Origin of the sequence: Exiguobacterium sp. ZOR0005, assembly GCF_000798975.1 — a bacterium.
In the GTDB taxonomy this organism is placed as follows: Bacteria; Bacillota; Bacilli; order Exiguobacteriales; family Exiguobacteriaceae; genus Exiguobacterium; species Exiguobacterium aurantiacum.
The window spans coordinates 25,161-44,891 of sequence record NZ_JTLB01000009.1 but is presented as its reverse complement, the minus strand read 5'-3'; the positions used below and the strand labels follow the sequence as shown (position 1 = coordinate 44,891).

The window sequence follows — 19,731 nt, the reverse complement described above, 5'->3', positions numbered from 1 at the left end:
CTTGAAAATGACGAAGCTTGCGCTTCAATCAAAACTTGTAAAACTTTTTTTGCCTCATCGTTCAGTTTTCAAAGTTCGTCAGTTAAAATGGTGGGCCTAAGTGGACTCGAACCACCGACCTCACGCTTATCAGGCGTGCGCTCTAACCGGCTGAGCTATAGGCCCATAATAAAAATGGTGCACCCTGAGAGATTCGAACTCCCGGCCTTTAGATTCGTAGTCTAACGCTCTATCCAGCTGAGCTAAGGGTGCATATTGGTGCGGTCGAGAGGACTTGAACCTCCACGGTGTTAACCACCACTAGGCCCTCAACCTAGCGCGTCTACCGATTCCGCCACGACCGCAGCGTTTAAAAGTGTTACGAGGGATAAAAAATGGTGAGTCATGCAGGGCTCGAACCTGCGACCCTCTGATTAAAAGTCAGATGCTCTACCAACTGAGCTAATGACTCAAATAAAAAGCTGGGCTGGAAGGGATCGAACCTTCGCATGTCGGAATCAAAATCCGATGCCTTACCACTTGGCTACAGCCCAACGTAAATGGCGGTCTCGACGGGATTTGAACCCGCGATCTCCTGCGTGACAGGCAGGCATGTTAACCCCTACACCACGAGACCAGATTACGTTTTATTTGAATGGTGGAGGATGACGGGATCGAACCGCCGACCCCCTGCTTGTAAGGCAGGTGCTCTCCCAGCTGAGCTAATCCTCCATATGATGGTGACCCGTACGGGATTCGAACCCGTGTTACCGCCGTGAAAGGGCGGTGTCTTAACCGCTTGACCAACGGGCCGTGTATGATTTCTAAAAAGTAAGTGGCGGAGACGGAGGGATTCGAACCCTCGCACCGGTTTCCCAGCCTACTCCCTTAGCAGGGGAGCCCCTTATAGCCTCTTGGGTACGTCTCCAAAATAAAATGGCTCCGCAAGTAGGATTTGAACCTACGACCTACCGGTTAACAGCCGGTTGCTCTACCACTGAGCTATTGCGGAACGTTGCTTGAATTTATCGAAGTAACGCTTTAAATTGTAACCGCAAACCAGGAACGTGTCAATCACTTTTTTAGAAAAGCTTTAATTTTCCGTGCCGTTTCTCGGCGACTTCTATAAGATAGCACGGGGCAAAACGACCGTCAACACTTTTTCATAAAAAAAGTTGAGCAAAATATAATCATTTTGCTCAACCCCGACTTTCTTCTTCTATATGGCCGTCACTGTTTAGACGGTTCAAGCATCGTCAAACTGATCCGGCCCCGATTTACATCGACTTGTTCAATCCATACGGTGACGATATCACCCACGGCGACGACGTCGAGCGGATGTTTCACATATCGGTTCGACAGCTTCGAGATATGGACGAGTCCGTCTTGCTTCACTCCGATATCAACGAAAGCCCCAAAGTCAATCACGTTTCGGACCGTCCCTTGGAACTCCATTCCGACTTTCAAGTCATCGAGGTCCATGACGTCGGTTCGTAGGAGCGGTTTTTGAATGTCTTCTCGTGGATCACGGCCCGGTTTGGCGAGCGATTTCAAAATGTCTTCCACGGTCGGCAACCCCGCTCCGAGCTTTTCACTCAACTCGCGCGCATCGACGGCTTTTAACCGATCTCTTAGTTCCGCCGTACCGACCGCCTGTTTCTTGACACCGAGCTCTTTCAAGAGCGACAGTGTCAGCTTATAGCTTTCCGGGTGAATCTCTGTTTGGTCGAGCACGTCACTCCCGTTCGTGATGCGTAAGAAGCCGGCCGCTTGCTCATAGGCTTTTGCACCAAGCCGTGGGACTTTTTTGATTTCTTTTCGCGTGTCGAAGCGACCGAATTCATCTCGATACGCTACGATGTTTTTCGCCGTCGTCTTATTTAAGCCCGATACGTACATGAGAAGGGATTCTGAGGCACGGTTCACATCGACCCCGACCATGTTGACGACGCTCTCGACGACGAACTCGAGAGAGTTTTTCAATTTATTTTGGCTGACATCGTGCTGGTATTGCCCGACACCTACCGATTGCGGGTCGACTTTGACGAGCTCTGCCATCGCATCTTGGATCCGTCTCGCGATTGAAACGGCCGATCGCTCCTCGACCTTCAGTTCCGGGAACTCCGTACGGGCGACTTCAGAAGCCGAGTACACGCTCGCCCCGGCCTCGTTGACAATCGCATAGGCGATCTCACGTTCAGCCGTCTTCAACCAGTTCGCGACGAACTGTTCGGTTTCCCGTGACGCCGTTCCATTCCCGATGACGATGACCGAGATCGGGTATCGCTTCACGAGCGAAGACAACACTTTTTCCGAACCGGCGATATCGTGTTTCGGTGCCGTCGGATAAAACACACCGACTTCTTCGACTTTCCCGATTTCGTTGACGACGGCCCATTTGCATCCAGTCCGGTAAGCCGGGTCAATCCCGAGGACGACAACTTCTCGGAGCGGCGGCTGCATATACAGTTGTTTTAAGTTTTTTGCGAACACGTCGATCGCCTGCTCTTCCGCCGTCTCGGTCAGTTCGCCGCGAATCTCTCGTTCGATGGCCGGGAAGACTGACTTTTTATACGTTTCTTTCACGGCATGCACGACGAGCTCTCGCTTCTCGACCGGCAACCGGTCAAATCGTCGGAGCACCTGGTCCATAAATCCGGTCTCGTCGAACACGAGTTTCACTTGAAGGACATCGGTGCGTTCGCCTCGATTCAACGCGAGCACACGGTGTGGGACGATGCCCGCGACTTTTTCCTCGTACTCATAATACTGGGCGAAAATCTCTTTCTCATCTTCAGCCTGCTTTTTCTTACGTGAGCGAAGGAGCGCCTCTTTCCGTACTCGGGTCCGGAGCGTTTGACGGAGCGTCGCCTCTTCTCCCCATTCTTCACCGATAATCGATTGGACAAATGGCAACGCCTCATCGAGCGGGACGTCTCCGGCGAGCTTCTGCGCATCTTCCAATGAATAAACGGATGGGGCGCGATACCAGTCGGCGAGCTGCTGTAGCCCTTTCTCTCTTCCTTGTTCGGCTTTTGTGCGACGCTTCGGCCGATACGGCAAGTATATGTCGTCGACTTGTTGGAGCGTCGTCGCCGCTTCGAGCGCCCGCGCGAGTTCAGGCGTCGACTTTTCGAGCTCTTCTAATTTCGCAAGCACGTCCGTCTTACGTTTTTGTAAGTTTTCTTCATATTGTACAGCGTCGAGAATCGCTTTGATTTCGACTTCGTCCAAGTTTCCGGTCATCTCTTTGCGGTAACGAGCCATGAACGGAATCGTCGCTCCGTCGGCGGCGAGTTGCCTCACCGTCTCGACTTGGCTTGCTTTCAATTTCAGTTCTTTCGCGATTTTCGTGATCAACCGAATCACTTCCTTTTCTGTTCTCTCATATTGAAGTGTAGCAAACTGACGAGGAGACGACAAAAAAACGATGACTCCTCAGTCATCGTTCGAGAATACTTCGTTGAGTGGGACTTTGATGGCTTCACGCAATTTCTCAAGCGCACGTCGCTGTAAGCGGGATACGTGCATCTGCGAAATGCCGAGCAGCTCACCTGTTTCTTTTTGACTCATGTTTTTATAGTAGGCACATTCTAAAATCGCCTGTTCCCGTTCGTTCAGCACACTGAACGCTTTCTCGAGGATGAGTCGTTGGTCGACCGACTCATAGCCGCGTTCTTGACTACCGACGAGGTCGAGTAGCGTGACCGTGCTGCCTTCGTTATCTGCCTCAATCGAGCTGTCGACCGAGAGCGCCTGATAACTTTTGCCCATCTCGAGCGTTTCCAAAATCTCTTCATCGGAGACACCGAGGTGATCGGCAATCTCATCGATGCGCGGTGAGCGTTGAAGCTCGGTCGTCAACTCTTCGACCGTCTTCTTGATCTTTGGTCCGAGCTCCTTGATGCGACGTGGCACGTGGACACTCCACGTCTTGTCACGGATGAATCGCTTGATTTCACCGATGATGGTCGGGACAGCGAACGACTCGAAACTACGGCCGAATTCGGGATCGAAACGACGGAGCGCTGCGAGCAACCCGATCATCCCGACTTGGACGAGGTCATCATGGATGGCCCGGCCGCGGGAGAACTTGCGTGCAAGCGCCTCGACGAGGTCCGAGTAGCGATTGATCAAGAGCATCTGGACTTCCTCGTTCTGGTCGTCCTGCTGATAGCGTTCAATCCACTCTAATACTTCATCATCACTGTGATGGCGTTGTTGAGATTTTGCTGGCACTCTGATCCACCTCGTCCCTGTTAAGGAGTTTCGTCATCGTCACTCTGACACCGTTGTCTTTGTTGATCGAGACGTCATCCATTAACGCTTCAATAAGGAATAGACCGAGTCCTCCTTCGTGAAGCGATTCGATTTCAGCCGTCTCTTCGACCGGCGCCGCTTGGCGTTTCACATCGTCAGCGAACGTTTTGCCCGAATCTTCAATCGTCATTTCCAAACGATCCATGAATACGCCGCACGTCAGCTTCACTTCACCTTCTGCGTCATCATATGCATGTTGAACAGCGTTGCCACAAGCTTCCGAGACCGCGATTTTGATGTCTTCGATCTCGTCGTACGTATATCCCATACGATTAGCGATTCCTGACACGACTAAACGGACCACACCGACATATTCCGGTTTGGCCGGGAACGTCATCACCGTCTGTTCGATGTTACTCATTTCGTGCCACCTCTTACATTCGTGTTAATCGAGAGCAATTTGTGTAGGCCTGTCAATTCAAAGAGACGATTGACGCGGTCGGTCACACCGACGAGCGACAATTCTTTTTCATTGCGTGTTGCTATTTTAAGGGCACCGACGAATACGCCGAGACCTGTTGAGTCCATATAATCCACTTCATCCAAATGAACGACGACGTTTTGCTCCGTGATTGCCGGATGCAATACTTCTTTCAGTTTGGGAGCGGTATATGTATCCACTTCTCCGGATACGTAAAGGTGTAGTTGTTCTCCAATAACTTGCTCGCGAATCGCTAAATCCATCGTTATTCCCTCCTAATGTTGCGTACAGAAAAATTGAGTACGATTAATCATATTTCCCGTATTTCAGATTATTAAACCTGTTTTTCATTATTTTTTTGAAAAAAAACCGATACCCATGTACCGGTTTTAATCATATGTAAGCTAGAGCGGGATTAATCCCATACTAATCTCTAGCGCCTTATCCACTTTGCGCATCGTCTCATCATCGAGATGAGTGACTTTATCCGTCAGACGACGCTTATCAATCGTTCGAATCTGTTCAAGCAAAATCACAGAGTCTCGTTCAAGACCGTGTTTGACTTGATACACTTCCACATGAGTCGGCAGTTTTGCTTTCTGGATCTGAGCCGTAATCGCAGCGACAATGACGGTCGGGCTAAAGCGATTGCCGATATCGTTTTGAATGACGAGGACCGGGCGAACTCCACCTTGCTCTGAACCGACTACGGGCGACAGATTCGCATAAAACACGTCACCACGCTTTACGATCACTCCGCTCACACCCCGCTTACTTGACGTAAGAGAGCATGTTCGGCTTCCGTCTCAATCATCAGCATCTCTTCTGCCATATTCAAATTAAACGCGGCCATCTCTTGATAGCCTTTCGCCAATTCTTCACGCAGTGTTTGTTGTCGATCAGCAATTTCTTTTGACAAGTACGTCACTACATCATTCAACGACAATGATTCACGATCTTTCATCGAAATCGGACCCCCATGCTGCGAGAACCGATCTGGAACGGATGCCAATGCACCCGCTGTTTGCTGTTTCAACATCTTACACCTCCAGAATCGTTTCAATGACTGGCGGAAATTTTCCCGCGTTCTTTATCAATATAACACGCGAGTTTGGGAAAATATAGAGGATTCGCGAAAGAATTCAGATAATTTCACACGTTTTCTGATTCACACATAGTGTCTCGGCAATCGGCTCGTCAATTGACAGACGACCTCGTAGTTGATCGTCTCAAGATGTGCCGCCAACTCATCGATGGCGACCGGCCCACCGACGAGCGTCACGCCTGTGCCGACCGGGAATTCATGAGGCAACTTGATCATGAAGCGATCCATGCACACCCGCCCGACGATTGGGCAACGTTCACCGTCGACATCGACGTGAAACCCGCCCGCTTTCCGGATCCAACCGTCCGCATAACCAACCGGCACTGTGCCGATCCACTCCGCTTCCGTCGTCGTGTACGTCGCCCCGTAACTGATCGTCTGCCTCGCTTCGAGACGTTTCACTTGCATGAGTTTGCTCTTCAACGTGAACGCCGGTCGTAAAAACGAGTAGAACGACGCCATCTCGCTTGACGGGTAGAGCCCATAGATGGCGATACCGACACGGACAAGGTTATACGGCACATCTTCACCGGCCATGCGGATCGCACCGGCCGAGTTCGACGTGTGGATGTACTTGAAGCGTGAACCAAGACCGTCCATCAAACGATCGAAGCGGGCTTGCTGTTCATGATAGAGCGTGCTATCCGGTTCGTCGGCCGTCGCGAAATGTGTATAGATGCCTTCGATGACGAAACGGTCGTCCGCCGCCATAAGGAGCGCATCCAGTTCTTCTCTCGTTCTCAAGCCGAGACGCCCCATGCCGGTATCGACTTTGACGTGTACCGTGAGCGGGTGTTCAGTTACATATGGCTTCGCCTCTTCTAACCAGTCGGCCGAGAAGACGGACAAGATCACATCATAGGACGCAGCGACACCCGCTTGTTCAGGGAACTGTGCTTCCATGACGAGAATCGGGGCGGTGATGCCGGCCTCCCGCAACTCGATGGCTTCTTCGAGCAACGCGACCCCGAGCATCGTGGCTCCGTTGTCGAGCGCGATGTTCGCGACTTCGACGGCGCCGTGTCCGTAAGCGTTCGCTTTGACGACCGCCATGAGCGCTTGCGGGATGCGGCGCTTGATCTCGGTTACGTTGTGGGCGATCGCCGCCCGGTCGATTTCAATCCAACTTGGACGAAACATGGTGATCCCCCTCTTCGATGATGACTTGTGCCACTGCGTATCGCTCGCTGTGGCTGATGCTGACATGGATTCGCCCTGGGAAAGGCGCCGTCATCCGTGGCCGGCCCGTCTCATCTGGCAACACTTCGATCTGTTGCCACGACAAGCCGCGGGCGATACCCGTTCCGACGGCTTTGGCGTACGCTTCTTTCGCCGCGAAGCGACCAGCGACGAATTCGATGCGCCGCTCTTCCTTGTATCCGCGTGCGCGTTCCCGTTCCGACTCGGTCAAAAGCCGATCGATGAAGCGTGGTTGTTCGATCGAGCGAGCGATCCGCTCAAGCTCGACGATATCAATACCGATTCCTACAATCACAGGACACTCGCTCCTTTCCTTTTTCACTCGTTTCCTTATACAATTGGGGAAAGAGGTGATGCTATGTTTAGTCGTACTGAGAATGTTCAAACGTTCGTACGAGCCTATCCGCTCGTAACGCTGTTCATTGTAATCCAACTAGTCGTGTTTGTCATCGATTCTTTGATGCCGGGACTTCAGATCGTCGCACGGGGAGGATCGTTCCATCTCGCGCTCGCAGACGGGCAATGGTACCGTCTCCTGACGGCCAACTTCATCCATTTGGGCCTTGGCCACTTGCTGTTCAACTCGTTCGCGCTCATCATCTTCGGTCCAGCGATGGAACGAATGGTCGGGCATGTTCGCTTCGCGCTGTTTTACCTCGTCGCCGGAGCGCTCGCCAACTTGTTGACGTACTTCACCGTGAGCCAACTGTTCTATCTTCAAGCCGGTGCTTCCGGTGCGATTTTAGCGATTCTTGGTTTCTATGTATTCATCGGACGGTTTCGTCGAACGCTCATCTATAGTCAAGACGCGCGACTCGTCTACATCTTCGTCGCCATCAGCGCCGTCTTCACGTTAATCGGTTCGAACGTCTCGCTCTGGGGGCACGTGTACGGATTCCTCGCCGGGTTCTTGCTCGCTTATCCGCTGTCGCGCTACACGGTCCCGTTCTCGCGGCCACTTCGCTACGGGAAGTATAAACCGCGTAAATATTCGCCGCCCATCATCCATACGGGTGAAGGCAAATGGATTTTCTATGTGATCATCGGACTCGCCGCCTTCGGCCTATTCGCACGATTCTTATGACAAAAGGAGCTTCGCCAGTCGGCGAAGCTCCTTTTCGTTAAGCGAGTAACGTGATCATGAGTGCTTTTTGAGCATGGAGTCGGTTCTCGGCTTGGTCGAAGACGAGCGACTGCGGGCCGTCGATGACGTTAGCCGTCACTTCTTCACCGCGGTGCGCCGGCAGACAGTGCAGGAAAATCGCTTCATCCTGCGCCGACGTCATCAACGTGTCGTTCACCTGGAACGAGGCGAAATGGGCAAGGCGCTCTTCTGCCTCATCTTCTTGACCCATGCTCGCGAACACATCCGTGTAGACGATATCCGCTTCGATCGTCGCCTCGATCGGATCAGTGTAGAGCGTCACACTTCCCCCGGTCGTCTCGGCTAGCGCAGCCGCCTTGTTGTAAATCGTCTCCTCGACCGTATAACCGTCCGGCGAGGCGATGCGAATGTGCATCCCGCTCAACGCACCGCCAAGCATGAGCGAGTGGGCCATGTTGTTGCCGTCACCGATATACGTCAGCACTTTCCCTTGGCGTAACCCGAACGTCTCCTCGATCGTCAAGAGGTCGGCGAGCACCTGACACGGGTGGTGCGTGTCCGTCAACCCGTTGATGATCGGAATCGATCCCGCCGTGGCGAGCGTCTCGACCGTTTCGTGGGCGTACGTCCGGATCATGAGCGCGTCGACATAGCGGCTCATCACTTGAATTGTGTCTGTGATCGGTTCTCCACGCCCGATTTGAAGATCACTTCCGCTCAAGAAGAGCGGGTAGCCGCCGAGTTCGACGACCCCGACTTCGAACGACATGCGCGTACGGGTCGACGCCTTCTCAAACAATAAGGCGACTTTCTTCCCGGCAAGCGTCGTCCCATATGCGGCCGGATCGCGTTTCACATCTAGCGCCAAGTGAATGAGTTCATCTAAATCCACCGGCGTCAATTCCTCGAGCGTCAACATATGCTTGAGCGTCTTTGTCGTCATAACGGTAATTCCTCCTTTTTATGCATCGCCTGTAGCGGACGGACCGGCACAGGTTTTGTGTCGACCGTCGCTTGATAATACGAGGCGAGGTGTTGTTCCGAGATGACGTGGACACCGTTTCGGACCGCAGCCTCCCGCATCATTTGTTCGGCCGGCACATGCGAGAAGAGGACGGCGACTTGTTGGAAATCGATCGTCTCTTCGAGCGGCACATTCCCGTACGTCTCCCAACCTTCGCCGTAAACGATTTGTTGTCGCGCCATCACCCGTGTCGTCGTCGCATCGTAGCAGAACCGTTCGGCGACGACTGGTACCGGACTGAATTGGAGCGTCTCTCCCGTCGAGCGCATGATTGGTCCCGTGAGCGGGTCGACGCCCGGTAGCTTCAAGCTCGAGAAAATCGGCGTCTTTACCGCATAGCCGGTGAGCGGTTTCCGCTCGTCCGGCACGACGCCTTCAAGTGCATGGCCGAGCGCGGCGCGTGTCGCCCATTCAATGAGCGGTTCATCGGTCACTTTGCTGACGATCGGGACGGTCCGTGACGCCCGCGGGTTGATTTCAAGCACGTAAATCGTGTCGTCTTTTAAGACGAACTGGATGTTGAGCGCCCCGCGATACTCGAGCGCCTGACCGATCTGTTTCGTGATCGTGTCAATCTGTCGTTGGTGTGCCTCGGACGTCTCGACCGGCGGCATGACCATCGTCGAGTCACCGGAATGAACCCCGGCCGCCTCGACCTGTTCTAAAATGGCCGGCACGTAGACGGTCTGACCGTCCGTCACGCAGTCAACCTCGAGCTCACGCCCGGCGACGTACAGGTCGACGAGGAGCGGATAAGCGAGATCCGGAGCAATTCGGGCAAGGTCTGCCTCGGACTGCAAGATGTGCATTCCTTTCCCACCGATGACGTAAGACGGCCGGACGACGCACGGGAAGCCGATGCCGTTGATCGCGGCTGTCAGTTCGGTCTCACTGCCGACTTCTTCTCCAGGGATGTGCGCCACATCGATTGCATCAAGAAACGCATAAAACCGGTCTCGGTCTTCCATCTGGTCGATGACGTCGGCCGAGGCGCCGAGCAAGTGATACCCCGCCGCCTCAAGGTCGTGCGCGAGCGCGATACCCGTCTGACCGCCGAATTGGATGAGGACGTCGCGACAGCCTTCCGCCTCGAGGACGTGCGTGACGTCTTCCATCGTGAGCGGTTCGACATACAACCGGTCGGCGACCGTGAAGTCGGTCGAGACCGTCTCCGGGTTGTTGTTGATCATGATCGCCTCGATGCCTTGCTGTTGGAGCGCCCAGACGGCATGGACCGAACTGTAGTCGAACTCGATGCCTTGGCCGATGCGAATCGGACCGGCCCCGATGACAGCGACTTTCCGTGCCTGACTCGCCTTCACTTCTGTCTTCCCGTGCCATGTCCCGTAAAAGTAAGGGGTCGCACTCTCGAACTCGGCCGCGCACGTGTCGACCATATGGTAGACCGGTTGAATGCCGAACGTCGCACGCAGCTGCGTGACGTCTTGAACCGTAGCACCTGAGATGGCGGCGATTTGTTCATCGGTGAACCCGAACCGTTTCGCCTGCCACAAGTTTGGCTCCGTCAACAAGTCGTCGGATTTTGTCATCGTGACGAGCGTCTCGAGCATCGCCATGAAGTGCGGCGCGATGCCCGTCTTGTCCTCGAGTTCACTCCGCGAGGCAAGACCGCGGTCGATGAGCGCGAGACAGGCGTGCAGACGACGGTCGGTCGGGGCGAGCACCTCCTGCCACAGTTCATCCGCATCGGCTCGCTTCATCCAAGTCGGATAGAGCGGGGCCTGCTCGACCCCGGCACCACGCCACGCTTTTTGAAGCGCCTCTTCAAGCGTCTTCCCCATCGCCATGCTCTCACCCGTCGCTTTCATCTGGGGACCGAGGGCGCGGTCTGTCCCTTTGAACAAATCGAACGGGAAGCATGGCACTTTCGCCGTCACATAGTCGAGCGTCGGCTCGAAACTGGCCATCGTGCCGTTCGTCACCGGGTTCAAGCAATCATCTAACCCTTCACCGAGCGCGAGACGCGTCGCAATCTTCGCAATCGGATAACCGGTCGCTTTTGAAGCGAGCGCCGAACTCCGCGACACGCGCGGGTTTACCTCGATGACGTAGTAAGTCGGTTCAGTCGGATGAACGGCAAACTGGATGTTGCAGCCGCCGACGACACCGAGACTGGAGACGATGCGAAGCGCTGCGCTCCGTAACGTCTGGTGCATCGTATCCGACAACGTCTGGGCCGGGGCGAAAACGACCGAGTCGCCCGTGTGCACGCCGACCGGGTCGATGTTTTCCATGTTGCAGACGATGATGCACGTCCCTTTCTCGTCGCGCATCACTTCGTATTCAAACTCTTTGAAGCCGGCGATACTCTTTTCGACGAGACATTGTGAGATCGGGCTCGCCTCAAGGCCGCGCCGCGCCATCTCATAGGCGTCCGAGACGGTCGTCGCGATGCCGCCCCCTGTCCCGCCGAGCGTGAACGCCGGACGAACGATGAGCGGGACTCCAGCCGATGCGATAAACGCATCAAGCTCGTCGAGCGTCTCGATCGTCGTACTCACCGGAAGCGGTTCACCGAGTTCATGCATCTTTTGTTTGAAGCGTTCCCGGTCCTCACCGTCACGGATTGTCTCGAGCGACGTACCGAGAAGGGCGATGCCGTGCTTCTCGAGCACCCCGGCCTCATCGAGCGCGAGCGCCAAATTGAGCGCGGTCTGTCCGCCGACGGTCGCAAGTAGGTGTGTCGGCTGTTCGGCTTCGATGATCATCCCGGCTTTTTCGAGCGTCATCGCCTCGATATATGTCTTGTCGGCCATGCCCGGGTCGGTCATGATCGTCGCCGGGTTCGAGTTGAACAAGACGACTTCACACCCGGCCTCCCGCAGCGCCTGACACGCTTGCGTCCCCGAATAATCGAACTCGGCCGCTTGCCCGATGATGATCGGACCGGAACCGATAACGAGCACTTTCTTATGCATATACGTTCACCCCTTGTTGAATCATTTCGTCGAATTGATCGAATAACGCCTGCGCCTCTTTCGGTCCCGGGCTCGCTTCCGGATGGAACTGTGCCGTCAAAATCGGGGCCGTCGGATGCGTCGTGCCTTCAACGGACAAGTCGTTCACGTTCTCGAACAACAGCTCGAGCGGTGTCCGTTCGAGACTGTCGCGCGTCACGACGTACCCATGGTTTTGCGATGTCATCCACACCTCGCCCGTCTGGACGTTTCGTACCGGGTGGTTTGAACCACGGTGCCCGTACGTCTGCTTCTCGATCGACGCCCCGAACGACAGTGCGATGAGTTGATGTCCCATACAAATACCAAGCGTCGGATAACGAAGCGCTACCTCGCGGACCGTCTCAATCCGGTCCACCAAATCACGCGGATCGCCTGGTCCGTTCGAGACGAGCACCCCGTCCGGCTTCAAACGATGAATCGCTTCCGCCGGCGTATCATATGGTAGCGTCGTGACGGCATAGCCGCGTTCGAGCATCGCCTCGACCATCGACGACTTCACCCCGAAGTCGAGACAGACGATGTGTCCTTTTTGATTCGTCCCGAGTCGGACCAGCTTCGCGGTCGTGACCGTCTCCGTGATCTGTAAGAAGTTGCCTTCGACGCGCCCGTTCAAATTCGTGGCCATGAGCCCCCACTGATCACCTTCCTGACGGAGCGTATGGACGAGCGTGCGCGTATCAATTCCAGACAAGACGGGAATTCCCGCTTGTTCCAACCAGTCTTTCAACTCAGTCGACTGTCCGTTTCCTGCGAGCGTCTGCACGATCACCCCAGCGACTTGGATGTCCGTACTTTCAGACGCGCCTGCCTCGAGACCGTACTGTCCGATGAGCGGATATGTGAAGACGATGACTTGCCCGGCGTACGATGGATCGGTCAGTACTTCTTGATAACCGGTCATGCCGGTGAAGAAGACGACTTCCCCTTTACCGAGCCGTGCGCTCGTCTCCCATGTCCCGTGAAACGTCATCCCGTTTTGTAACGTCAATGTCCCGTTCATTGCACCAGCTCCTTTGTGACGACGTGCTCGATGATGGCGAGCGCCTCATCGATCTCTTGTTGACTGACAAGTAATGACGGCAAGAACCGAATCACGTCTGGTCCGGCCGCGACGACGAGAAGCCCAGCTTCTCGTAGTTGATCGATCAGACCGGCCACCGGATTCGTTGCGACGAGACCAAGCATGAGACCGAGTCCGCGCACACCAATGAACGTGTCCCCATCGACGAAACGCTCAAGGCCCGACTTGAAGTACGCACTCATCTTTTGAACATGTTCCAGCGCCGCGTCGTCAAACAACACATCGAGCGTCGCCTCGGCCGCGGCCATGGCGAGCGGGTTACCGCCAAACGTCGACCCGTGGCTCCCGGCTTGAAAAATCACTTCCGCGCCCGGTGCCGTCAAGAGCGCGCCGACCGGGAAGCCGCTCCCGAGCCCTTTCGCGAGCGTCACGACGTCCGGCTTGAGCGGAGTCTGTTCGAACGCGTATCGGGTGCCGGTTCGGGCGATCCCGGTCTGCACCTCATCGATCACCACTTTGACCCCATGTTCATCCGCTTTCGCTTGCAACGCTGCGAACCACGCGACGTCACCGACGACAACGCCACCTTCTCCTTGAACGACTTCAAGCCAGACAGCCGCCGTTTCGTCATCGATGAAATCGAGTGCCGCGATGTCGTTGAACGGTGCGTGGACGAAATCCGACACCATCGGCCCAAAACCGGTCTTCACTTTGTCTTGCCCGGTCGCCCCGAGCATCGCGAACGTCCGACCGTGAAACGATTTCGTGAACGAGACGATTTTCGTCTTCCCCGTCCATTTCCGAATCAGCTTGAACGCCGCCTCGTTCGCCTCTGTCCCGCTGTTACAGAAGAAGGCGTGCGTCAAATGCGTCCCGGCGACGAGTTTCTCCGCCACACGTTCCTGCCCGCTAATCGCATATAAATTGGACGTATGCCAAACGCTTCCAAGTTGTGCCTCGATCTTTTCAAGCACGGCAGGATGGCGATGCCCGGTGTTACAGACGGCGATGCCCATGACGAAATCGAGGTACTGTTTCCCCGTCGTGTCCGTCACGTACGATCCGTCTGCCTGTTTAATCTCAATGGCTCGCTGTCCATATGTGGGAAGTAGTGCGCTCATAATGTCCCTCCTTTATTTGTGTTCCCGTTGCTGTCGGGTCGTTGCCGTCCCGAATGATGGCGAGCGCCACTCCCCCGTCTAGCGCGGAGCGGAGCGCCTCTGTCTTTGGAATCATGCCCCCATATATTTCTCCCGATTCGATTGCCCGCCGCATCGCATCGACGGTCAACGTCTCGCGGAACGTACCCTCGATCCGGATACCGGGCACGTCGGTGATCATCTCGAAGTGATCGGCTTGAAGGGCGCAGGCGACGGCGACGGCGCAATCATCCCCGTTACAGTTGAGGGCTCCGTTTATTCCGGAGAGAATCGACGTCACGACCGGTACGTATCGGTTTTTGACAAGTAACTCAATCAATGACACATCGACGGTTTCCACTTCACCGACGGCCCCGAGCTCTGTCATTTCACGTCCGATGAGCATCTGTCCGTCGACACCCGACAATCCGACCGCGTTCACGTCAGACTGGCCGAGCGCCATCACAATTTCCGTTTGCATCTCCCCCGCGAGCACACGCGTCGCCCCGATCAATACGTCTGCGGTCGTCACACGGCGCCCGTTTTGAAAGGCGGGTTTGATCTGTTGCGCTTCACAGTACGCCGACAACCTCGGTCCCCCACCGTGAAGTAAAATCAATTCATTTCCGGCTTCGACCCATTCCTTCCATTCGACAAAGTAATCCGGATGGAGCGTGTCCCAGACGCTCCCGCCGAGTTTGACGACTTTGCGCACACTCATGTCCGGTAACTCGCATTGATTTTGACGTAGTCATACGTGAGGTCGCAGCCATAGGCGCTGCCTGTCCCTGTTCCGTCGTTCAAATCGATCCGGATCGAGACGACGTCTTGCCCCATCTCTGCCGAGGCGAGCGCCTCATCGAACCAGACGGGCACACTTTTCGATAAGACGAGCTGAGAGCCGATGTGAATATCGACCTGCCCGACGTCAATCGGTTCTTTCGTCGCCCCGACGGCCGCGATGATGCGTCCCCAGTTCGCATCTTTGCCATAGACCGCCGTCTTCACGAGCGAGGAACCGACGACTTGTTTCGCGATGATGCGGGCCGCCTCGTCCGTCTTCGCGCCGACGACGGCGACTTCGATCAATGTCGTCGCGCCTTCCCCGTCTCGGGCGATTTGTTTGGCAAGGTCCGTGCAAACGCCCGTCAACGCTTTCGTGAATTGCTCGTACGCGTCTGTCCCTGCCTTAATTTCTTCCGTGTCGGAAGCCCCACTCGCTAACACGAGCACCATGTCATTCGTCGAACTGTCCCCATCGACGGTGATGTTGTTGAACGACGCGTCGACGCTTTGTTTGAGCGCGACTTGTAGCAGTTCCGGGGCGATGACCGCATCGGTCGTCACGAACCCGAGCATCGTCGCCATGTTCGGATGAATCATACCTGAGCCTTTGGCGACCCCGGCGACCGTCACGGACGTCTCCCCGTCTGCGTAACGGATCCCGGTCGTCTTCACCCCAGTGTCGGTCGTCAAGATTGCTTCGGCGAACGCCTCGGCGTGTGCCGCATCCGCGACGGGCGTCAACAAATCGATTCCTGCCAAGAGCGTCTCCATCGGCAACAGTTGACCGATGACCCCTGTCGAGGCGATCGCGACTTCGTCATCGTCAATCCCTAAGTGCGCCGCCGCCTTAGCCCGCATGGCGTAAGCGTCAGCCAATCCTTGGTCACCCGTACAAGCGTTGGCGTTGCCGCTGTTGACGAGAACGGCGCGAATTTTTCCGTTCGATGCCTGTAGCGTCCGTTTCGTCACTTGAATCGGTGCCGCTTGAAATTGGTTGGTCGTGTAGACGGCCGCCGCGCTCGCCGGCTGTTCACAGACGAGAAGCGCCAAATCTTTGCGCTTTCGCTTCAAGCCGGCATGAACGCCCGTCGCGTGAAAGCCTTTTGGTGACACCAGGCTCACCGGTGGACTCATCGTTAAATCTGTCATGTCATCCCTCCTATATGTATTGTGGTTGGGCGCTTAGCCCGAGCGTCTCAGCGAAACCGAACCGGGCGTTGACGTTTTGAATCGCCTGTCCGGCCGCCCCTTTTTGCATGTTGTCGATGACCGAGACGATGGTGAGCCGTCCGGTCCGTTCGTCTTTATACACCCAGAGATCGCAATAGTTCGACCCGACGGCCGTCCGAATCTCTGGCTCCCCTTGTTGCACCCGGATAAACCGTTCTTGTCCGTACGCCCGGCTCAGTACCTCAATCCATTCCGCTTCGGTCTGATCGATCGTCGGGACGACGTGCATCGTCGCCATGATGCCCCGGTTGATCGGCAGTAGATGCGTCGACAGCGACACGGTCGCCTCGACCCCCGTCACTTGCTGAATCGTCTGCTCGATCTCAGGGATGTGTTGATGCGTGTGTATTTTATACAGCTGTACGTTCTCGTTCGAGCGGGCGTGGTGTGTTTTCGTGCTGAGTGCTTTCCCCGCACCCGTGATGCCAGAACATGCCGCGACGATGATCTCGTCAGGCTCAATCAAACCGTCTTTCAGAAACGGCAGCAGACCGAGTGAGACGGCCGTCGCGTAACAACCGGGATTCGAGATCCAACTCGCGGTCTTCACGGATTCACGATCCCATTCCGTCAAGCCGTAAACGGCCTTCGCTTGTGTACTCGCGTTGACGGGTACTTTGTCGTACCACGCTGTATACGCCTCGCTCGCAAGTCGCAAGTCACCGCTCAAGTCGACGACGACGCCTTCGAACGCGTCCAGTTGCTCAATGTATTGAGACGACACCCCGCTCGGTGTCGCGAGAAACAAGACGTCAAGCTGGTTCAAGTTTTCCGGATTGAACGGTTCGAGCGTCAACGCGCCCGTCTCCATCCACGGATACAAATCAGACAGTCGCTCCCCTGCACTCGAGTCGCTCATCACGCACGTCACTTGTAAGCGCGGATGCGCCGAAATCAGTTTTAATAGTTCCATGCCGGCGTATCCCGTCACACCGACGATTCCACACGTGATCATCTGTCGTACCTCCTCAAAAGAATAATCCGATTAAACCATACGTATATTTATACTGTCAATTGTATTTTTATACAAAATGTATAAAACGATGTCGGATCATTTGAATCAGCCGAATGACGAATAGTTTTTTCACGATAGGGGAATGAGAGGACTATGCGAAACATAAGAGGAGGAATGTGTTGATGAAACGTTTGAAATGGGCACTACCGATCACAGCATCACTCTTTTTGATTACAGGGTGCGGATCGTCTGACGAAGTCACGAACCAGCCGAGTGACGCACCGGTCCAGGATGAGGCGAACACGGAGAACAATTCGATGTATACGTTCGATAAGTTTGAACTTGAAGTCGACTACACGGACGTCGACGACGCCATCAAAGTCGATTACGAGGCAGAGAACAACTCGACCGAGGCCTCTTACGAACGGAAAGAAGACGACCAGAACCTGCGCGGGGACGAAGCGATGCAAGAACTTGATCCGGTCTTCGGTCAGTTGAACTTCGATCAGGACACACCAGACGAGGAAGTGTTGAATCAAATCAAGGCAGCCTTCAACATCGCGGACGACGCCAAGAAAATCGAGGCAGACGTCACGTTCACGGACGGCACCGAAAAAGAGTATAAGCAAGAATAACAAATGGCCAAGCGCATGCGCTTGGCCATTCTCTTTAGATTAGATCTGATTTTTGTGACGGGCCTCTTGGAGCGCGTCCATCAAGTCTTTGACGTCTTCGACGAGGTTTTGGATCGTGTCTTGGTTCTCTTCGTACAGCGCCTTCAAATCCATGACGCGGTCTTTCAAGTTGCCCTTTGGTGACGCTTGCAGGCCGACCGAGTGGGCTTGTGTTGAGGCATCTGAAGATTTGAGGCGTGACTTCAACCCTTTCAACTGTCTCACTTGTTGCTCACGTGTCTCGCGATGGAGAAGTGACGCGCTTGCTCCGATGATTGCACCTGCGGCCATGCCCATCCAGAAATAGTTCTTGTTCATTAAAAAAATCCTCCCCTAACGTGACGTTATCTTTTATTATAGGTTATCCGCTTCCGTGACGACATAGTGTTTTATAATCGGACCTGCTCCTTTTTGCTCGACGGCATCTTTCAGCCATTCTTGGAACAACACATAATCGGTCGAGTCGCGGAACTTGTTGCCGGCTTCAGAAAATTGAATGAGGACGATCCCATGGTTGTCGTCCGGGTCGACGCCGAGACGATAAGCCGTGAAGCCGTCATGTCCGGCCCCGAGTCGCGATTTTTCGGTTAACAATCGATGAAACAAGAGCGACCGCGCATTCGAATCGACAGGAATGTTCGCATAGACAATATTCCCTTTCGAGGCGAATTGTCCTTCCGCCTCTTCGATTCGGAACGTCTTCCCACTTTGAAACGGGGATTTGTCCCCTTCCGCGAGCAAAATCGTCTCATTGCCGCTCGCGACGAGGACGTCCGGATTTTCACGGAACCGGTCGGCGACACTGCCAGAAGCGAATGTCATGTATAAGTTAGACAAGTTCCTCACACCCTTTCGCGAGCATGATATCTTTCTCCGTGATGCCCCCTTCGTCGTGTGTGGACACGGTGAGGGTGACGTTTCGATACTCGATCAAGATGTTCGGATGATGATTGATCGATTCGGCCAAATCAGCGACGAGATGGACGAATTGAATCGCTTCTGGAAACGTCTCTAGACGATACGTCTTCTGTAGCTCACCTTCGACGACTTCCCACCCGTTCAAGCGCGACAATTGTTCCGATAGTTCGGTGGATGACAACAGCATCAGCTCATTCCCCTTTCGCTTACAGTTCTACTTACACCTACTACCCGACACCGGCGAAAAATAATCTTTTTCGCTTGACGTAAAATGATTTAGAATAAGAAGGATAGCCAACTATTTTGCACTTGAGAGGAGAAATTCCTATGCGCGCATTGATCGTCATTGACTACACGTTCGATTTTATCGCGGACACGGGTCGTTTGACTTGCGGGAAACCTGGGCAAGACATAGAAGAACGCATCGTACAATTGATCGAAGAGTTCTCGGCCGAAGATTATGTCGTCATCGCCAACGATGTGCATGACGCCGGTGATACGTATCATCCGGAAACGACGCTCTTCCCACCCCACAACATCCGAGGTACCGACGGGCGCGACTTGTACGGAAACGTCAAGACAGCGGCCGAGCGAGCCGATCATTGGATCGACAAGACACGATATAGCGCCTTCGCCGGTACCGATCTTAACATCCGTCTGCGCGAACGCGGCATCAACGAAGTTCATCTCGTCGGTGTGTGCACGGACATTTGTGTGCTCCACACCGCCGTCGACGCGTACAACCTCGGTTACAAGATGGTCGTCCACGCGGACGCCGTCCAAAGCTTCAACCCGATCGGCCATGAATGGGCGCTCGAACATTTTGTCACGACGCTCGGAGCGACCGTTACCGGGAAGTGACACGAAATCAGA

21 protein-coding genes and 10 tRNA genes are annotated in these 19,731 nt (G+C 54.7%); 3 read left to right on the top strand and 28 right to left on the bottom strand.

What is annotated here, in order from left to right; translation table 11 throughout:
• Nucleotides 1-88: 88 nt before the first annotated feature.
• The 18 genes from L971_RS03390 to acpS all read right to left on the bottom strand — a co-directional run bounded on the left by L971_RS03390 (nucleotide 89) and on the right by acpS (nucleotide 7,320).
• A tRNA-Ile gene (locus L971_RS03390) sits at nucleotides 89-165 on the bottom strand.
• A 10-nt stretch (nucleotides 166-175) separates the two neighbouring features.
• Nucleotides 176-252 (bottom strand) — tRNA-Arg (locus L971_RS03385).
• A gap of 4 nt (nucleotides 253-256) precedes the next feature.
• Nucleotides 257-344, bottom strand: a tRNA-Leu gene (locus L971_RS03380).
• A 31-nt stretch (nucleotides 345-375) separates the two neighbouring features.
• Nucleotides 376-451: transfer RNA gene (locus tag L971_RS03375), tRNA-Lys, on the bottom strand.
• A gap of 10 nt (nucleotides 452-461) precedes the next feature.
• A tRNA-Gln gene (locus tag L971_RS03370) sits at nucleotides 462-533 on the bottom strand.
• 7 nt (nucleotides 534-540) lie between these two features.
• Nucleotides 541-616, bottom strand: a tRNA-Asp gene (locus tag L971_RS03365).
• Between the two features lie 19 nt (nucleotides 617-635).
• Nucleotides 636-711 (bottom strand) — tRNA-Val (locus tag L971_RS03360).
• 6 nt (nucleotides 712-717) lie between these two features.
• Nucleotides 718-792 (bottom strand) — tRNA-Glu (locus L971_RS03355).
• 23 nt (nucleotides 793-815) lie between these two features.
• A tRNA-Ser gene (locus L971_RS03350) sits at nucleotides 816-907 on the bottom strand.
• Between the two features lie 9 nt (nucleotides 908-916).
• Nucleotides 917-991 (bottom strand) — tRNA-Asn (locus L971_RS03345).
• Between the two features lie 218 nt (nucleotides 992-1,209).
• Nucleotides 1,210-3,339 (bottom strand): Tex family protein, encoded by a 2,130-nt coding sequence (locus L971_RS03340; protein WP_024372089.1) that lies wholly within the window; start codon nucleotides 3,337-3,339, stop codon nucleotides 1,210-1,212.
• Nucleotides 3,340-3,417: 78 nt separating this feature from the next.
• The gene (sigB, locus tag L971_RS03335; protein WP_021068185.1) at nucleotides 3,418-4,218 is read right to left on the bottom strand and encodes an RNA polymerase sigma factor SigB; all 801 of its coding nucleotides are present in this window, start codon (nucleotides 4,216-4,218) and stop codon (nucleotides 3,418-3,420) included.
• Nucleotides 4,184-4,660: an anti-sigma B factor RsbW gene (gene rsbW / locus L971_RS03330; protein ID WP_024372090.1), complete on the bottom strand. Its 477-nt coding sequence runs from the start codon at nucleotides 4,658-4,660 to the stop codon at nucleotides 4,184-4,186. Before rsbW ends, sigB begins: the two co-directional genes overlap by 35 nt.
• Nucleotides 4,657-4,983, bottom strand: coding sequence for an STAS domain-containing protein (locus tag L971_RS03325; protein ID WP_024372091.1), 327 nt, complete (start codon nucleotides 4,981-4,983; stop codon nucleotides 4,657-4,659). The genes rsbW and L971_RS03325 overlap by 4 nt, the downstream gene beginning before the upstream one ends.
• Before the next feature lie 141 nt (nucleotides 4,984-5,124).
• Complete coding sequence (locus tag L971_RS03320) at nucleotides 5,125-5,475, bottom strand: type II toxin-antitoxin system PemK/MazF family toxin (RefSeq protein ID WP_024372092.1); 351 nt, start codon at nucleotides 5,473-5,475, stop codon at nucleotides 5,125-5,127.
• Nucleotides 5,476-5,480: 5 nt separating this feature from the next.
• The gene (locus L971_RS03315; RefSeq protein WP_024372093.1) at nucleotides 5,481-5,759 is read right to left on the bottom strand and encodes a hypothetical protein; all 279 of its coding nucleotides are present in this window, start codon (nucleotides 5,757-5,759) and stop codon (nucleotides 5,481-5,483) included.
• A gap of 129 nt (nucleotides 5,760-5,888) precedes the next feature.
• Nucleotides 5,889-6,965: an alanine racemase gene (gene alr, locus L971_RS03310; protein WP_047374309.1), complete on the bottom strand. Its 1,077-nt coding sequence runs from the start codon at nucleotides 6,963-6,965 to the stop codon at nucleotides 5,889-5,891.
• Nucleotides 6,943-7,320, bottom strand: coding sequence for a holo-ACP synthase (acpS, locus tag L971_RS03305; RefSeq protein WP_047374307.1), 378 nt, complete (start codon nucleotides 7,318-7,320; stop codon nucleotides 6,943-6,945). The genes alr and acpS overlap by 23 nt, the downstream gene beginning before the upstream one ends.
• Before the next feature lie 63 nt (nucleotides 7,321-7,383).
• Between acpS and L971_RS03300 the strand changes: the two genes are divergently transcribed.
• The gene (locus tag L971_RS03300; RefSeq protein WP_024372096.1) at nucleotides 7,384-8,109 is read left to right on the top strand and encodes a rhomboid family intramembrane serine protease; all 726 of its coding nucleotides are present in this window, start codon (nucleotides 7,384-7,386) and stop codon (nucleotides 8,107-8,109) included.
• 37 nt (nucleotides 8,110-8,146) lie between these two features.
• Here the strand turns inward: L971_RS03300 and argF are convergent, their stop codons facing one another.
• The 7 genes from argF to argC are packed head-to-tail and all read right to left on the bottom strand — an operon-like array spanning nucleotide 8,147 to nucleotide 17,266.
• A complete protein-coding gene (gene argF, locus L971_RS03295; RefSeq protein ID WP_047374304.1) occupies nucleotides 8,147-9,073 on the bottom strand; it encodes an ornithine carbamoyltransferase in 927 nt (308 codons plus the stop codon).
• Nucleotides 9,070-12,093, bottom strand: a complete 3,024-nt coding sequence (carB, locus tag L971_RS03290; RefSeq protein ID WP_047374302.1) for a carbamoyl-phosphate synthase (glutamine-hydrolyzing) large subunit — start codon at nucleotides 12,091-12,093, stop codon at nucleotides 9,070-9,072. Before carB ends, argF begins: the two co-directional genes overlap by 4 nt.
• Complete coding sequence (locus L971_RS03285) at nucleotides 12,086-13,135, bottom strand: carbamoyl phosphate synthase small subunit (RefSeq protein WP_047374301.1); 1,050 nt, start codon at nucleotides 13,133-13,135, stop codon at nucleotides 12,086-12,088. Before L971_RS03285 ends, carB begins: the two co-directional genes overlap by 8 nt.
• Nucleotides 13,132-14,277 carry an acetylornithine transaminase gene (locus tag L971_RS03280; protein WP_047374299.1) on the bottom strand — a complete coding sequence of 382 codons (1,146 nt, stop codon included), beginning with the start codon at nucleotides 14,275-14,277 and terminating at the stop codon, nucleotides 13,132-13,134. The genes L971_RS03285 and L971_RS03280 overlap by 4 nt, the downstream gene beginning before the upstream one ends.
• A complete protein-coding gene (gene argB, locus L971_RS03275) occupies nucleotides 14,237-15,016 on the bottom strand; it encodes an acetylglutamate kinase (protein WP_047374298.1) in 780 nt (259 codons plus the stop codon). The genes L971_RS03280 and argB overlap by 41 nt, the downstream gene beginning before the upstream one ends.
• Nucleotides 15,013-16,230, bottom strand: coding sequence for a bifunctional glutamate N-acetyltransferase/amino-acid acetyltransferase ArgJ (gene argJ / locus L971_RS03270; protein WP_024372102.1), 1,218 nt, complete (start codon nucleotides 16,228-16,230; stop codon nucleotides 15,013-15,015). The genes argB and argJ overlap by 4 nt, the downstream gene beginning before the upstream one ends.
• A gap of 10 nt (nucleotides 16,231-16,240) precedes the next feature.
• On the bottom strand, nucleotides 16,241-17,266 hold the full coding sequence (gene argC, locus L971_RS03265; RefSeq protein ID WP_047374296.1) for an N-acetyl-gamma-glutamyl-phosphate reductase: 1,026 nt from the start codon (nucleotides 17,264-17,266) through the stop codon (nucleotides 16,241-16,243).
• A 182-nt stretch (nucleotides 17,267-17,448) separates the two neighbouring features.
• Here argC and L971_RS03260 point away from each other — a divergent pair, with 182 nt between their 5' ends.
• Nucleotides 17,449-17,901: a YusW family protein gene (locus L971_RS03260; RefSeq protein WP_052200250.1), complete on the top strand. Its 453-nt coding sequence runs from the start codon at nucleotides 17,449-17,451 to the stop codon at nucleotides 17,899-17,901.
• A gap of 39 nt (nucleotides 17,902-17,940) precedes the next feature.
• On the opposite strand, the gene L971_RS03255 is transcribed toward L971_RS03260, so the two are convergent.
• Genes L971_RS03255 through L971_RS03245 form a run of 3 tightly spaced genes read right to left on the bottom strand, consistent with a single transcriptional unit; the run spans nucleotide 17,941 to nucleotide 19,045 of the window.
• Nucleotides 17,941-18,258 carry a hypothetical protein gene (locus L971_RS03255; protein ID WP_024372105.1) on the bottom strand — a complete coding sequence of 106 codons (318 nt, stop codon included), beginning with the start codon at nucleotides 18,256-18,258 and terminating at the stop codon, nucleotides 17,941-17,943.
• A gap of 36 nt (nucleotides 18,259-18,294) precedes the next feature.
• Nucleotides 18,295-18,777, bottom strand: coding sequence for a hypothetical protein (locus L971_RS03250; protein ID WP_231557555.1), 483 nt, complete (start codon nucleotides 18,775-18,777; stop codon nucleotides 18,295-18,297).
• On the bottom strand, nucleotides 18,770-19,045 hold the full coding sequence (locus L971_RS03245; protein WP_029333766.1) for a 4a-hydroxytetrahydrobiopterin dehydratase: 276 nt from the start codon (nucleotides 19,043-19,045) through the stop codon (nucleotides 18,770-18,772). The genes L971_RS03250 and L971_RS03245 overlap by 8 nt, the downstream gene beginning before the upstream one ends.
• Before the next feature lie 140 nt (nucleotides 19,046-19,185).
• Between L971_RS03245 and L971_RS03240 the strand changes: the two genes are divergently transcribed.
• Entirely contained in the window at nucleotides 19,186-19,719 is a 534-nt protein-coding gene (locus L971_RS03240; protein WP_029333767.1) for a cysteine hydrolase family protein, read from the top strand.
• Nucleotides 19,720-19,731: the final 12 nt, after the last annotated feature.